A 15,762-nucleotide genomic window follows, 5' to 3' on the forward strand; every position below is an offset into this window, starting at 1 on the left:
GGCCCGCAAGCAGGCCCAGGGCTCTCCGGAACTCGGACTTTCCTGGGTCTCAGGCTTTCCGGGTCTCAGGTTTTTCTGGGTCTTTCAGGTTTTTCTGGGTCTCAGGTCGCGGGACCTGACGTCTGGGCCGTTTTGGCGTCTTGCCGTACGGCCTCAGGCCTTCTTGGTTCGCGGTCTCGCGGTTCTCGGGGCTCTCGAAGGTCCCGCGGGTCTTGTGGCTCTCACGGCAGGACGACCACCCCGCCTCCGCGGGTGACGGCGTCTCGAATGCTCGGTGGTGGCTCGGTCTCCGTGACAATTCCGGCGAACTCCTCGATCCCCGCGACGCGATGCCGGGCGATCCTGCCGAACTTGCTCGAATCGGCCAGCACGAAGGAGCGGGCGGCGTTGCCGTGGATCGTCCGGCGCACGGCGATCTCGTCCAGGTAGTAGTCGGTCAGCCCGGCGACGGCGTCCACGCCTCCCGAGCCGAGGAAGGCGACATCCGGGTTCAGGTCGGCGAAGAAGGCCTGCGCCAGGGAGTTCGACAGTGCGAGGTCACCACTCCTGAGCCTGCCCCCGGAGACGAGGACCTCGACGCCGGGGCGCTCGGAGAGCTCGGCGGCGACCAGGAGGGAACACGTGGCCACGGTCCCGGTGAAGTCGAGCGGCAGGGCACGGGCCACGTCCACGGCGGTGGTCCCCACGTCGATCACGATCGTCTGGCCCGGCCGTACGAGCGCCGCCGCGGCCCGGCCGATGCGCCGCTTGGCCTCGGCGGCGGTCCCGGTCCGCTCGGTGAAGGGCGCCTCCTCCCCGGAGGAGCGCCCCGAGGCGACCGTCGCCCCGCCGTGCACCCGCGCCAGCCTGCCCTGACGTTCCAGCAGGACGAGGTCGCGTCGGATCGTCTCCACGGAGACCTTCAGCTCACGCGCCAGCTCCTCGGTGCTGACGACCCGGGAGGCCCGCAACGCCTCTCCGATCCGCGAGTGCCGCTCAGCGGGCAGCATGGCTGCCCGCTTCTGTGGATTTCTGTGCCTCCATGACGGGAAGTATGGTTCGCTGTGGTTTAAAGGTCAATGCAGAAGATTGAGACAAAAGAACTTTTTGTCCAAATCTTCACCAACGTGGGTTGGTTTGCGGGCTGTGGGGAGACGCGTGACCGGTGGTGGCCGTGTTCATGGTCATGGTGGTAGGAGCGCCGTCACGCCGACGGCGGACTACTGTCCTCCCGGTGCGTGCGCGTCCCGGTACGCCATGATCACGTGCTCGGGAAGACGCCCTCGGCCGCTGACGTCGTGACCGTGGGCGCGGGCCCAGGCGCGGACCTGCGCCCCCGTCACCTCGGTCAGTGGTTCGTCCACGTCGTCGGAGCCGTCGTCGAGCCCGCCCCAGCCCTCACCGTCCGGCAGAGGCATGGCGCTCCACGACGAGAGCGTGTTGTCCTCCCCAACGGTCACCTCACCGGGGAGGATTCCCCTGCGGTCGAGTTCGGCCCAGAGCGATTCCATCGCCGCCGCCGGATCGAAGTAGAACTCGCTTTCACGGACGCGCCAGAAGCGCCAGCCCGCACGTTTGAGCTCGCGTTCTCGATCGAGATCCGCCTCCCGCTGCTCGGGAGTACCGTGCCAGAAGTCCCCGTCGCACTCGACGGCGAGACGCCCCCTGGCGCCGCTCACCACGAGGTCGATGCGGCGGCCGTTGACCTCCACCTGCGGGACGACGTGGTAGCCGCGCTCGCGGATGCGTAGGAAGACCCGCTGTTCGAAGAGCGAGTCGAAGTCCGGGTGGGAATCGTCGGCGGTGACATCGCCCAACTGGGCCGTGAGCGGTGTCGTGGGCGGGTTCAGCATGTAGGTGAGCAACGACCTGCGAAGGCACATCGGGGACAGCAGGTCGGGACTGACGGAGTGGAACAGCCACATCTGGTCCCTGGCCCGTGAGGCGGCCACGTTGAACCTGCGCTGCCACTCGGTGCTCGTCACCGCCGAACGCCTCTCGGCGATCACCATCGACAGGAACATCACGTCGCGCTCGTCGCCCTGGAAGTCGGGGGGCGTGCCGACCCGCAGCCGTCGTCTCTCCCAGTCCTTCGGATCCATCCGGTCCAGCAGCAGATCGTGGATGAGCTGAACCTGCGCCGAACCCTGCAGCACCACCACGCCGAAGGTCCTGCCCTGATAGGCGGGATCCTCCTCGCAGGTCAGGATCCGCTCCACGATCGCCTCGGCCTCCACCTTGTTGCGCAGCCGGTTCGTGGTCCCCTCGTTCCACGCGCCCTGGACGCGGACCACCCGCAGGGGAGGCAGACGGTCGGCTCCGAACTGCCGCAGCGGAACCAGCGGCTCGTCGGCGTAGAACTGCCGCGAGGAGAAGTCGATGATCTCCGGCATGCAGCGGAAGTGCTCCTTGAGCCGCAGGACCGAACCGAACCTCGTCGCCAGCAGGTCGAACAGGCTCGACTTCGGGGTGAAGGCGTCCCGCAGGTAGGCGGGCATGTCCGGGAGATAGGTCAGCAACTTCGCGAAGATCGGCTCCAGTTCGCCGTGGCTCACGGTGGAGGGCGCGCACTGCTTGTCGTCGCCGACGACGATGACGCGGGGCGCCAGCCAGAGCAGGAAGAGCGCCTCGATGCTCGCCTGGCTGGCCTCGTCGACGATCACGACGTCGAAGGAGTCGCGGACGGGCGGGATCGTCTCCAGCACCTGCTGAAGCGGCATGATCCAGGCGGGGACGGCTCCGCGGGCGTGCGCCATCGCCTCACGGGCGAGTGCCTGGAACTTGCCGGCGTACCGTCCGGTGCCCTTGCCCAGCTTGCCGATGTGGTCCTGGTAGGCGCGCAGCGCCGTCGTCTGACGGGAGGTCATCCTGCCCAGCGCGGCCTGCCAGGCCTGTTCGGCGGCGAGTTCGGCGGTCAGCCGCATCTCCCGCGCGGTCGCGGACTCCAGCTCGCCCTCCAACCGCTGTTCGAGGCCGGGCTGACGCTGCTCGGTGAAGAACGTCTTCGCCCTGGCCCAAGCCCAGGCCCGGTCCCAGGTGGAGAAACAGGACTGCCACGCGCCCGCTTCCACCAGAAGCCTGAGCAGCGCCGGATGGGCGTCGCGGACCCGGCCGGAGAGATCGTCGCAGCGCCGCTGCTCGGCCTGCTGGCGCCGGGCGTCCATCAGGGCGGCGAGACACCGTTCGTACAGGGCGCTGTCCCGTACGGCCACCGCCCGGACCGCCTCGGTCAGCTCGGGAGCGGGGGTGCCGAGCCGGGCCGCCTGCTGGAGTGCCGCGCACAGTTCGTTCAGCGCCACGGTGGCCTGCTCGGCCTCGACGCTCAGCCGTACGGCACGCAGAGCCGTCACATACGACAGCCACTCCGCGTGGTTCCGCAGTCCGATACGCGCCCCTGCCTCGACGAGCAGCCGGGTCGTCTCCGCCACCGCGGACATGACCTGTCGTATCCGGTGCAGCCGGTCGAAGGCGTCGCCGAGCTGGGCCACGGTGCGTTGGAGGGGCTGGTCGTGCGGGAACTCCACCCCCACCAGCCGCCAGCCACGCAGCAACTCCTCGACCACGGCCCGGCTCTCGAAGTCGGTGATGACCAGCGACAGGAGTTCGGCATTGGAGGGCGTGATCCCGTCCACCGCCGTGCCCACCAGCCACGGCTCGGCCTGCTTTTGTACGGCGGGCCTGAACAGACCGCGTTTGAGCTGGTTGCCCGCGGCGAGATGGTCGCGCAGCGCCCGCATGGACTGGATGTAGGCACCCTTCGCGCCCGGCGAGTCCAGGGGCGGGTGGTCGACCGAGCGGAAACCGACCGAGCGGACCGTCTCCTGGGCCAGGGTGAGACGGTCAGTGTAGGCGGAGAGCTGTTCCCAGACGGCGGACTCACGGCCGCCCAGGCCGTCCGCCAGGGCTCGGACGATCCACTCGGGCGAGTCCGCGGAGGCGTCCTCGGACAGGCCGAGCTGGTGAAGGAGGAGATCGACGTCGGCAGCGACCGCCTCCAGGCGGGCGATCGCGGGGAGCGGGAGGTGCTCAAGGCGCCTGGACGTCTCTGTCTGGGCCCGCTGAGCCATGTTCTGCGCGGCGGACTCGACCGCGATCAGATCCTTGATCTTCTCTGTGCCGGGCAGCCCGGAGACGTCGGGGACGCTCTGGGAGAGCCGCGCCCGGCGCTCCGGAGTCTGCCCGGAGAGCAGGGTGATGAGCTCCGCGGCCTCGCCCACGGTGATCGGGGGTGTGAAGGGTGCCGAGGCCGGGAGCGGCACCGGCATCCAGGCGCAGTCGGCCTCCTCCCGCGTCAGCCGCCGGGCCACCTCGGAGAGGGTGCCCGAGTAACCGGCCGAGATCTCGGGATGGCGGTAGGTCTCCGACTCCCGCAGCGCCCGGATGCGCTCGGTCAGCGTGACGGTCGCGCGGTGGGCGGAGTCGAGCTGGTGGCGCTTCTCGGTGATGCCTCTCGCCTGCCTGGCCGGGTCGAAGGAGGAGAAGCGGTTCGACAGCGCCTTCACGCCGCCTTCGAGCTCCGCGGAGCCGCCGCGGCCGAGGTCGGTCATGGACACGCACAGTTTGGCGATCTCCGGGGGCAGTTTGTCGCGCAGGACACGCAGCGCCTGCGCCTTCTGGCTGGTGACCAGCACCCGCTGCCCTTGGGCGAGCAGCGCCGACACCAGGTTGGCGATGCTGTGGGTCTTGCCCGTTCCCGGAGGGCCCTGGACGATGACGCCGTTGTCCGCGCCCAGGCGCGTCATGATCGTGCGCTGTTCGGGGTTGGCGGGGAGCGGGAACAGCGGGTTTCGTCCGAGGACGTCACCCGCCACGACATCCCCCTCCCGCAGGAAGGCCGCGTGTTCCGCCGGTTCGAGGGAGTCGACGAGCTGCGCCAGGCCCAGGGGCGCCCGGGCGTCGGATCTGGTCAGCGAGGAGATCATCTCGTCGTAGTAGGAGATCAGCGAGCCCTGGTCCCGCCTGCGTAGCACCAGTGCCGGCGCGGGCCGTACCTCCGCGAGCTTGACGGCCGCGTCGCCGGGAGCCCAGTCGGGCAGATATCTGGGCCGGGGCTCGATCTCCAGGCCGCGGTCACACCATGACTCCAGCAGTTCGGTCACGCCGTCGTGCAGACCGACGCCCTCTCCCTCCCTGACGCGCCTGCGGAGGTGGTCGGTCCGCTGCGGAGCGAACCCCGCGAGGTCGGCCAGCAGCTCACGGTCCTGCAGGGCGGAGGCCGTCTCGCCCAGCACGACCTCCACCCGCTCGGTGTGCGGGTCGACCCTCAGGTGGAGGCGGGTCGCGATCAGGTGGTTGCGGACGCGGACGCCACCGGGGGCCGTCCAGGACAGCAGGCCGGTCGCCAGCACCAGCTCCCACTCGTCGTCGGCCTGGCCGAGCTGGATGGAGATCGAGTAGAGGTCGCGATGCCAGCATTGCCGCCGTGCGGGCTCCCGTTCCCGGTCGGCCCAGGCCCGCCACAGGGGAAGCCAGTCTCCGTACGCCTCCACCACGTCGGGCCGATCCGCCTGGTTCTCCCAGCGGGAGACCGGATGGCCGTGCTCGTCGGTCTCCTGGATGCGTCGAGGACCGTTCTCCGAGAGCGCGGGGACGTCCCGTTCCGGATCCGGGAGGTCGTCCTGCCGCAGCCAGCCGTGCAGCACCTCCGGGGGAGCCGGATGCGCGGTGATCCGGACGGGGTCGACGGAGAAGAGGACCTCCCCGTGCCCGGCGGAGCGGTTCGGCTCGATCGTGTCCGGCAGGTTCACCAGCCAGAGGGTCTGGTCGTGGTCGCGCAGGTCCCGGACCGGGACGCGGCGGGCGGCCGCAAGATCGCGAAGGAACTCCACCAGTCGCGTGGTGGAGTCGACGAGACGGGGATCGCGGGCCCGGGACTGCTGTATGCTCACGCGGCTCTCTTTCTCCTTCTGGTCGTCCACACGGGGCGGAAGCCGTTCGACGGCGAACTCCGAAGGTCCCTGCCTGTGACAGGCGAGATGCTAGTGGCCACAAGATCTGCGGAGTTGGAACGTTCCCGTAATGAGATCCATTTCCGGTTTCACCGCTAAGCGGGGAGAAGTCCGGTCACTCTCCCCGCCCGGTGTGCCATCGAGGATCAGCCGAAAAGCGCAAGTTGCCGCTCAAGATCCGGCGCCTTCACGAAGTCCGAGGCGGCGACCAGTTCGGGATCAGGATCCGAGGACTCGTCCGTGACGGACGCCGTCTCCTCTCCCAGCAGTCCTTCGAGGTCGTCGGCGGGCGACGAAGCGGTGGACGCGTCGTCCTCGTCGGCGACGGTGGGCAGCACGTACTGCTGCGCCAGGGCCGCCAAGTGGAGCGGCAACGGCAGAGAGAGCGAGTCCAGATAGTCGGGGGCCTGACGCAGCTGGTGCACCGCGAGGGCCAGTGCCTCTGGGCGGTCGCCCTCGTCCGCTTCGAAGGGCTCCGGATGGCACCCCATGACGGTGATCTCCATGAGGGCCGGGTTCCAGGCCGGTACGCCGGTGTCGATGGTCAGCTCGCCTTTGCGTTTTCCCTGGCGCAGTGGGCGAGGAGCGAGCTTGTCGGCTTCGACCGCGGAGGCGCGGAAGGTGGCCGCCTTGTCGGTGGTGCTGTAGAAGACCCGCTCGGAGGCCGCGACAGGGGTGACGGACTCGGCCCACAGGCCAGCGGCGAGCCCGTTGACCCCCGACGGGTTGTCGATCCCCCACCACTGAGGGGTCTCGCGTCCGGCCGCGCCGCGTACCCGCACCAGCCGCAGATCCGGATCGAGTCGACCGGCGGGCGCGTGACCGGTTCTGATCAGGTCCGCTACGGCCTGGCCGTCCTGGAGCCACGGCCAGTGCGACCGGCTGTTCTGGGAATGCGTGAGAAGCAGGGTGGGGTGTCCGCGCAGCGAACGGATCATCCGCTGGAGGTAACGAGCCGTCTTCCTGCGCTGTTCCTCCATGCTCTCCCGCCGGACCCGGTGGGTGACCCGGTGCGGAGTTCCCTCCTCCTCCGGCTCGACGTCCTTGACGTCAGGCGTGGGACCGTCCCCGACTCCGGCGTCACGGAGCTCGGCGAGCTCGGTCAGCCGGATCAGGAACGTGGGGTACGGAACCCAGGCACCCAGGTTCGGGTCCCAGCCGCTGATCACGGCCTGGCCCGATCCCGGCCTTCCGGGACTGACCAGGACGGCGACCGGAACGTGCCGTGGCAACCGGGTGGGGCCGTCGGCCCGGCGCTTGACCATCCACACTGCCGCGTAGCGGAGCCCCGCGGGCATCAGGCCGTCCAGAGTGTGTTCGGGGACGACCCGCACGCCGAGCTGGCGGAGCCCGTCCAGCCAGCCGGAGCGCGCCCTGTGCTCCACGTCCTTTTCGGAGTTGTAGCCTTTGGCCTTCCTGGGAACGGCGGTGAACTGAGTGACCACTCCGGCGTCGGCACAGCCCAGCCGCAGGGCGAACTTGGGGTCGTGGAGAGGTGTCGTGAAGTCGGTGCGGCGGTCGATCTCGACCAGAGCGAGGGCGGGGCCGTCCGGATCGGCGCCGTCGGCGGTCAGGAAGGCGGCGACGGTGGCCCGGCGGACGGCGATGGCCTCGGCCAGGGCCTCCTTCTTACGCCGGATCGCCGGGTCGATGCCGAGGGAGTCGGCGAGCCCACCCGTCAGGGGCAGGCAGCGGAGCCGGACGGAGAGTTCGTGGGTGTCCCACCGCAGAATCACGGGACTGCCGGGCGTGGCCGTGTCGAAGACCTCCGGTCCGGGACGGCCGCCGTCGCCCGGTAGGGCGAGGACTCCGGCGAGGGCCGCGATGGCGGTGTCTCGCATGAGGGCGCTCTGCCACAGCAGGCGGATCTCCACGACCGGGATGCCGCCGGAGTCCGTCTCACCGGTGATCGCCCGTACGGCGACCGCCAGGGAGGCCCGGCGGGCGTGCGCGGCCCGGACCTCCTCGGCTTTCTTGGCCTCTCCCTGGAGCTTGGGCCGGGGGTTGGCGGGGGTGTGCGAGGAGAGTCTGCTGCGTCTGAGGTCGGGAACGCGTACCAGCTCCTCGGGCAGGGCCTGCTCGGCCCATTCAACGAGCTGTGAGCGCTGGTTCGGCATCAGGCCCGCCCCGACTTCGTGCGCGCCCATGTGCGTGCTGTGGACCACGGCGGCCCGCACCCCGGGCCCTTCGCCGATCCACCGTTCTGGCGTGGTGAGCAGGTCCGCGGGATCGGGGAAGGGAAGGCCGAGGGCGAGATCTCTGAGGATTCCCGCGGGGCCGTTCTCCCTCCAGCCATGAGCCTTCGTGCCGCGGTCCCGGGTGAGCCGGGCCACCGCGTAACGGTCACTGGCGGGGGCACCGGGAAGCCACGGCACGGGTGGCAGCAGATAGACCGAGGTGTCGCGGCGGAAGGGCATGCGCAGCTGGCCGTCGCCACCCGGGTGGGTCGCCCAGCGCCGTACCCCGGTGTGGAGGTGCAGCCTGGACCGCACGGAGAAGGGAACGGTGTGCAGGGAGATGGCGAGGACCACGGAGAACCACCAGACGCCGCCGTTCTTGGCGATGTGCGGGAGGGGCTGGGACATCAGCTCCGCCCCCTGCTGGCGTGGACCGCGCGGTACGGCTCGGAACCGCAGCAGGCCGGCCCCCGTGTCGTAGGGGTCCAGGTCCAGGACACGCCGCGCCAGGTGGTCGGTGGCGAGCTGAAACTGTCTGCCGGCCGGGATCGCGGTGCCTCCGTCGGTGTGGGCACAGCCCAGCAGGTCCACCTCGACCTCCCGCCAGCGCGGTGGATCGGCGCGCAGTTCGGCCACGATCTCGGCGATCTGCCGGACGGGAACCGTTCCCGGGCGCAGGTTTCGCACCCAGGCGGTGACGAGCCGCTCGAAGGCCGGTTCCGGCAGCGGGTGGGGACGGTCGGCCGGAGCGTACAGCCAGAAGTCCTCGGCGGAGCCCTGCCTGTCCGCCCCCCTCCCGCGGACCACGAGATCGGGCGCGAGGCTCTGCAGGACTCCGTCCATACGGTAGGTGGGAACGGTGCGGTACGGCTCCGCCTCCGGCCCCCGCCCAGCGTTGCACAGCGCGAGCAGGCTGTCGCGCCAGTGCTCGGGAAAGGGAAGCGCGCGGTAACGACCGGTCAGGAGCGCCGCGTCGGAAGCGAGGACATAGGCGGCGCGGCGGATCTTGTCATAGGTGAATCCCATGAGGGCTCCAGGATAAGGGCGGGGTCAGGGGCGGGTGAGACCGGTGGACATGCCGCACAGCGCGTCGTACAGCGGCTGGTACAGCATCCGGACAAGGGCGGGGTCGGCCGGGTCGGCGAAGAGCGCTGGATCGGTCGTCTCGTCGAAGTAGGGGGCGAGGACGGCCCGCAACCCGGCCAGCAGACCGTCTCCGGGACCGCCGGGGCGGGCGGAGGACGCAGCGACGACACCGGGCGCGGTGGCCGCCGCGTGTTTGGGGGCGAATCTGGCGTCGACGAAGACCACCCTGGCCGGGACGCCCCCGCGCACCAGGCGCCCGATGACCTGCCAGATCGTCACCAGCTGGTCCCACGCGAAGGATCGTTTCTCCTCGGGACTCAGCCGGGAGTAGACGTAACGGCGCGACAGCAGCCTGCGCCACGCGCCTCGGGCCTCGTGCCGGAAGGCGAGTCCCGCCGCGTCGAGGTCACCGGCCTTGGTGACCAGTTCGCCGAAGGTGGCACGGCCCAGGCCGGGATGATCGCGGACGAACCTGGCCGTCCAGTCGTTGATCGCGAAGACCGCCAGCGACAGGTCGTCGGGCCGGGGATGCGGGCGAGCGAGGAACAGCACGGTACCGAACGCCGCCTCGCGCCGCGTGTTGAGGATGTTGTGCCCGCGTTCGATCGCCATCAGCGGGGCGACGAGCAACTCGGCGTCCGGATCCTCGGCGAAGGAGGCCAGGTCCCCCCGGCGTACTGCGGCGGCGTGGCCGCGGCCGTCCGAGCCGAGGCCGCCACCCCGCACGGCCTGCTCCAGGTCGGCGTCGTCCGCGGCGAGCACCCGGACCCGGCCGCGCCAGCGCTCCATCTCTTGCAGCATGTCCGCCGCGGCGCCCGCCTCCCGGTAACTGCCCACCAGAAGCAGGGCCCGGCGCCGGTTGTCGTCGCCGATCTGGGTGAGCTCCTGTTCGAGCGGGCTGGGGAGCCCGCCTCGGCCGGGACGGCCCAGACGTGCGATCATCCGGCGCAGCACCGCCGGGCGCACGCTCGGGTCCTGACCCGACAGGCTCAGCGGGGTGTTGTCGTCGTCATAGAGGAAGTGCGTACGGAAGACGGTGTCCCTGACGGCGGTCAGAGCACGGGCGTCAGGCTTGAGGATCGCTCTGACAGGTGCCAGGACATGAGCGCGGGTGGAGGTTCCTGCCCAGCTCGTGCCCGACATCAACAGCACGTGGGGCCCGTGACGCCCGACGGTGGGGTCGGCGCCCAGGCCGGGCAGGGACAGCAGCAGTTCCCGTCCGACCCCGGCGCAGCGGAAGAACCGCAGCGTGCCGCTGTAGCGGCCCTCGGGGTCGCGCTCCCCCTCCTCCGGGAGGTACTGGAAGCCGATGACGTTGCCCATGGGGGCCTCGGGAACGACCGGCACGTAGTCGAGCGGCGGGCGTCTGGAGAGTTCGTTGTCGGTCGAGTCGAGGTTGAGCGCGGCCTCGACCTGCGGCCACAGGAAGGTGAGCCGGTCGAGCCGCTGGTGTAGCGCGGCGAGCAGGAGCGTGAATTCGAGCCGTTTGGCGGTGCGTTCATACCAGGCCGGCGTTCCGGGCGTGTCGGCCGGATCAGGGACGTCGGCGTCCCGGGGAGCCGGAGGCGGCAGGGAGCCGTCCAGGAGTGGTGAGCCCTCCAGAAGCAGGTCCAGGACCGCGCGGACCCGCTGCCGGGTGCCCTTCTCGTTCAGGGTGTGCATCAGGTCGTGAGTGGCCTGGACGAGCCGGTCGGCGTCCGTTCCGTACGGCCCGCGGTCCCCGAGCGGATCGTCACGGAACCGGTCGAGGACGGTGGTCACCTGCTGCCGGCGGTCGGCCCACGGGACGGTCTCCCGGGACGCGGGCGGTGACGTGGTCTCCGGAGGGAGGAGGCGCTCGTCGTCCTCGTAGAGATCCACCTCGTCCGGTGCGTTCTCCGCGACTCCTGAAGCCGTGCCGGGGAGCGGATACCAGGTGGAGACCAGTTTGTCCTGCAGCGTCCAGGCGCTGAAGTACTCGATCTGGGCCCAGCCGCGCAGGTCCCCGTCGTTCATCAGCATCGCGTACAGCCGGTCGGTGGCGGCGCTCACCACGGTGAGCGAGACCGCCCAGCGTTCGACGTCGCGTTCGGACAGGGGAAGGCGTCCCTGCCTGGCCAGTTCGTCGATCTTGTGAGTGTGGAGCCTGTCCAGCCATGACTCCGGCCCCCTGGTCACCAGGGTCGCCGACGGGGCGAACATGGTGTCCAGCTGCATCTGCACCCGGTCGGCCTCGTCCACGATCACGATGTCGCTGCGCAGGCAGGCCAGCTCCAGGTAGCGCAGCCGTTCCTCGTTGAGGTGCCGCGGCACGGAGGTCTGTACGAGGCTGGCCGGGTTCGCGACCCAGATCAGGGCGTCGACCAAGTCCCGGGCGGCGCCGTGCCGAGGGCAGGCGCTCCAGATCGGGCAGCCGTGCTCGCGGCCGAGACGTTCCGGACGGTCATCGTCCTGGACAGGAGGGCGGGCCTGGTAAGGATCGGGTGGCAAGGTGGTGCCGGAGTCACGTTCGGTCGTCTTCGGGGCTGGATACAGGGCGGTGCACGGCGCGTCGGCGTAGCGCAGCGGTTCGGCGGCCTCGTTGCCGCGCAGGGCGTCTACCACACAGGCCGTGCTCAGATCGTCGAACCCCGGATCGTCGTGGGTCAGCAGGGAGCCGGGAACACGGGCGGCGAGGCGGCGGTGCAGCCGCTGCACGTGAGTCTCCCTGGTGGTCGGGCCCAGCACCGGGGCCGCGGCCAGTCCGAGGTCTCGGAAGAGCGCGGTGAGCGTGAGCTGCTCGGCGACGTCGCCGACCACCAGAGTGGTGCGCCTGCCCTGCCGGGCGGACCAGACCGCGATCAGCGACATCAGGGTGCTCTTACCCGCCCCGACCATGCCGACCAGATGGAACAGCCCGCCGAGGTCGAGTGCCTCGGCGCGGGTGAAGCCATGACCGTCGGGGGTGCGGACGTCCAGCTCCAGGTTGGCCAGGCGCCGCTCCCAGCCGCCGGGCCGCAGGTCGTGTCGCCGCTCGGTCTCGTCCATCCAACGGGCGGTGTCGGAGAGCTCCGCGAGCGACACGCGCAGCGGCCGGTTCCCCCGTACAGAGGCTCCGGCCAGGTCGTGCCCCGGCACGGGGGCGGGACGCGGGGTCTCGGGGAGGGTGACGGAGGTGATCCGGCGACGTTCGACGAACCGGGCGGGGCCGGGACCCGCCAGGGGCAGCTCACGACGCACCAGGTCGGGAAGGCCGTCGAGCGCGGTGTCGTACACCGCGAAACGGTCGACCACGACGACCGGGTTCGCCGGAAGGGCCGGGCTGTCCGCCGAGCGCAGCCGGTAACCGCGCAACCGGTCGGGGACCTCCCGGTATGCCTCCAGGCACTGCAACCACATCCGGCGCCGCCGCAGGGGCCACAGCAGGTGCCTGGCCGAGACCAGGAGTCTCTCCTGCTCCGGTCCTCCGACGAGCCCGCGGGCACGGGCGAAGGGGTAGCCGCCGAGCAGTGTCCACACCCCGTCGGCGGGGTGCTCGGGGGAGAGGCGCTCCATCAGGCGCAGCCCGAGTTCGACCTGGAACAGCAGGGACGGCCTGATCTCGCGCTCCTCCGGGGGCCAGACTCCGGCGAGCCCGGCGACGAGGGGCCGGTACCAGCTTTCCGCGTCACGCATCGAAGGCTCCGTTCGTGAAGATGGTGGAGAGGCGGGTGGCGGGACCGGTGTCCCCGCGCAGCCGGGCACGCGCGGCGGCGACCAGTTGCCGGTCGGTGAGCAGGGGAAGGCCGTCCGCGGCGGGCGTGCGGTTGCGGGTGTAGATCTCCAGGTAGTCAGGACGGGCCTCGACGCGGTGCCGGGGGACCACCCAGCAGGCCTCGTCGTAGGGCGGCTCGCGCCGTACGGCGGTGGCGGCCCGGCTGAGGAGGCCCGGATGGGCCCAGTCCTTGACGTCGACCGCCCACACCCAGCCGTCGGGGAAGGTGATCCGCAGGTCGTAGGCGTCGAAGCCGGGCCACATCTCGACGGGTAGCCGCAGCGCCCTGAGCTCCCTCTCCAGGTCGACCTCCGCCCGCCCCGGGCCGGTGACGAACTCCCGGAGCGGACGCCTGAGCTGCGACAGGGCGCCGACCTCGTCGATGTGCAGTCTCCATCCCGCGGGCGGCTGCCCCTGGCGGCGGCAGCGGTCACGCTCGCACCACCAGCCGCCGTCGGTGAGGGGGACGAGCAGCGTCAGGCAGCGGGCACAGGTGACGTACACGCCGTCGCGGCAAAAGCCGGCCGGGACGCGGTCGTAGATCTGCCCGATGAGCTCGCGGACCGGTTCGAGGGCCAGGTCCGTGGCGACCTCGAACATGTCGTTGCCGGTCAGGACGGGTCTTTCCACCAGCAGGCGGCGGAAGGCGGTGTAGGACTCGGGGGCCTCGTTCTCCCGGCACAGCCGCATCGCCCAGCGGATCACGGTGCGGTCGTACTGCTCCGCCGCGCTGTCACGGGCGCGGACCCACCACTCGTGGCACAGCTGGGTCGGCGTGGCCGAGTCGGGGTCGACGAGGAAGTCGTCCGGGCCGAAGGCGTCCTGCGGCAGGTCCAGGGGCCAGTCCTCGATCGGCCGGGTGCGGCACCAGGCGAGCAGCTCGGGCAGGCTCGCGGGGGGCTGGGCGCCCCGCAGCAGGCAGGCGAGCACCGTGCGGTCCAGGGCGCGTTGCGCCTCGGCGGGATAGGGCAGGGTGAAGGACTCCAGGTCGGTGATCTCGGAGAGCCGGACGACGGCGGTGGCGATCGTGTGCAGCAGCGTGACCCCGCTGTGCGCGGACCAGTCCGCGAGGGACGGGGGAGGCTGGGATGAGGACATGACGCTCTCCTGGGACTTCCTTTGGTGGGGGTTGCGCGGGATCAGGCCAGGAAGGAGGGGATCAGCGGGACGGAGGCGGTGACGCGGCGAGGTGCTCGCGACCCGGTCGGCACCAGTCGAGGGCCTCGCAGCCTTCGCAATGCCTGCCGGGGGCCGGCTCATAGGAGCCGTCCCGCTGCCAGGGGGCGGCCAGCTCGGAGATCACGGCGCGGGCCTCGTCGACGACGGCGGGAAGGCCGGGGTCCAGCTCTTCCAGACCACAGCCGTCCGGGTACAGCATCTCCAGCTCGATCCGGGAGCGGCGGAGGTCCCCGCCGAGCACCCCCGAGGCCATCATGAGGACGGCGACGGCAAGCTGGGGGTAGGTGCGCATCAGCGACCTGCCCTCCCACAGGGGGGTGGCCTTGGTCTTCACCTCCCGCCAGATCCACCCGCCCGCGCGGGAGTGGACCAGATCCGGGGTGGCGACGACGACGAGGTCGAGCGCGGGGTCGTAGCAGACCAACTGGGGTTGCACACGTACCTGCTCGGCGGGGGCAAGGCCGTCCAGCGGGCACAGCGCCGCGTGCTCGGCGATCATGCGGGCTCCGAGCCGGGCCTCCTCCCCGGTGAGGACGTGACCTCCGGCGGACCACTCGTCCGGGTTCCCGGGGCCCCTCGTGTGCCGGCACGCCCGGCGGGGAACGGCGGAGTGCCGCTCGTTGAGCCACGCGTCGACGGCACGGCCCCGCAGGATCGCGCCGTTCTCCGGACGCGGCGACCTCAGCTTCAGCTGCCGGGTGAGATGGAAGTGGGCGGGGCACTCCCCGTAGGACCGCAGGTCGCTGGCCGACACGCTGCGGCGGGGGCGCCGCCCGCCGGGGAGCGGGCCCAGCAGACCGGGTGCCCTGGGCAGCGCCGCGCACCCGCCCAGGGCCCTGCAGCCGACACAGCCGGAGCCGGGACGGCGCTCGGTGCCGTCCACCGCTCGGCCCAGGGCCGGTACGGTGTGCTCGGCGTAGTCCCGGCGGATCTCCTGCGGTTCCCCGTCGAACAGGACGACGCTGCCGCCGTCGCCGCACCCGACTCCCACCACCCGGATCCGCCGGGGGAAAGCCGTGCGGGCGGCGGACAGTCCCTCCACCGGCTGGTACGGCTTGCCGTACCCGGCCGCGCCGGGCACGCCGAACGCGACCGTGTGTGCCGCGGCCGCCACCTCCGCGCTGGAACGTTCCTCCCTGGCCGGGCCGAAGGACAGCAGCCACAGCTCCCGGACGCTCCCGTCGGCGGAGGCGTACCGGCGTCCCCACGCGGTCTGCTCGTAGCGCGTCGCGCCGCGCCGGTCGGGCTTCCCCAGACGCCTGATCACCACCCACTCGTCCTCCACGGGCAGGGTTCGCACCACCCCCTCGGCGTCTCCGGCCGCACGGGCGGCCAGATAGTGGGACACCGCGGCGGCGGTCCACTCGACCAGCCCGGGGTGGGCCGGAGGGCGGCCCTTCAACCGGAAGGTGCCCCGGGTCCGGCGGAGTTCCTCCAACGCCTGCGCGACCGGCCATTTTCGGTGTTCAATCAAATCGAGTGTGTCCATCAGCGGCTTCAGGGTGAATCCCTGCAGCCTCTCGTAACGACGCGCCGGCTCGGGCTCCGCCCGGACCAGCGGGCGTGTCCTGACCGCGATCGCGATGGGACAGTCACGGACGTCCTCCCGGGTCGCGGGCAGGCCGGTACGCACGAGCGAGCCGTCACCGGCGGTGCCGGGCGGCGGAACCCAGTCGGACAT

6 protein-coding genes are annotated in these 15,762 nt (G+C 71.1%); all 6 read right to left on the bottom strand.

Annotation, left to right across the window (positions count from 1 at the left end):
- Window positions 1-221: 221 nt before the first annotated feature.
- On the bottom strand, window positions 222-989 hold the full coding sequence (locus tag ACIBVQ_RS16255; RefSeq protein ID WP_399178192.1) for a DeoR/GlpR family DNA-binding transcription regulator: 768 nt from the start codon (window positions 987-989) through the stop codon (window positions 222-224).
- A gap of 210 nt (window positions 990-1,199) precedes the next feature.
- The gene (locus tag ACIBVQ_RS16260) at window positions 1,200-5,867 is read right to left on the bottom strand and encodes an AAA domain-containing protein (RefSeq protein WP_399178194.1); all 4,668 of its coding nucleotides are present in this window, start codon (window positions 5,865-5,867) and stop codon (window positions 1,200-1,202) included.
- A 206-nt stretch (window positions 5,868-6,073) separates the two neighbouring features.
- Window positions 6,074-9,130, bottom strand: coding sequence for a pPIWI_RE module domain-containing protein (locus ACIBVQ_RS16265; RefSeq protein WP_399178196.1), 3,057 nt, complete (start codon window positions 9,128-9,130; stop codon window positions 6,074-6,076).
- A gap of 24 nt (window positions 9,131-9,154) precedes the next feature.
- Window positions 9,155-12,823 (bottom strand): hypothetical protein, encoded by a 3,669-nt coding sequence (locus ACIBVQ_RS16270; protein WP_399178198.1) that lies wholly within the window; start codon window positions 12,821-12,823, stop codon window positions 9,155-9,157.
- Window positions 12,816-14,000, bottom strand: a complete 1,185-nt coding sequence (locus ACIBVQ_RS16275) for a hypothetical protein (RefSeq protein ID WP_352010404.1) — start codon at window positions 13,998-14,000, stop codon at window positions 12,816-12,818. The genes ACIBVQ_RS16270 and ACIBVQ_RS16275 overlap by 8 nt, the downstream gene beginning before the upstream one ends.
- Before the next feature lie 61 nt (window positions 14,001-14,061).
- Complete coding sequence (locus ACIBVQ_RS16280) at window positions 14,062-15,762, bottom strand: PD-(D/E)XK nuclease family protein (RefSeq protein ID WP_399178200.1); 1,701 nt, start codon at window positions 15,760-15,762, stop codon at window positions 14,062-14,064.

Source organism: Streptosporangium sp. NPDC049376 (assembly GCF_044466505.1).
In the GTDB taxonomy this organism is placed as follows: domain Bacteria; phylum Actinomycetota; class Actinomycetes; order Streptosporangiales; family Streptosporangiaceae; genus Streptosporangium.

Coding starts and splice junctions, on each gene's coding strand:
- ACIBVQ_RS16255 (WP_399178192.1), bottom strand. CDS start 989: ATGCTGCCCGCTGAGCGGCACTCGCGGATCGGAGAGGCGTTGCGGGCC.
- ACIBVQ_RS16275 (WP_352010404.1), bottom strand. CDS start 14,000: ATGTCCTCATCCCAGCCTCCCCCGTCCCTCGCGGACTGGTCCGCGCAC.
- ACIBVQ_RS16265 (WP_399178196.1), bottom strand. CDS start 9,130: ATGGGATTCACCTATGACAAGATCCGCCGCGCCGCCTATGTCCTCGCT.
- ACIBVQ_RS16280 (WP_399178200.1), bottom strand. CDS start 15,762: ATGTCCGACTGGGTTCCGCCGCCCGGCACCGCCGGTGACGGCTCGCTC.
- ACIBVQ_RS16270 (WP_399178198.1), bottom strand. CDS start 12,823: ATGCGTGACGCGGAAAGCTGGTACCGGCCCCTCGTCGCCGGGCTCGCC.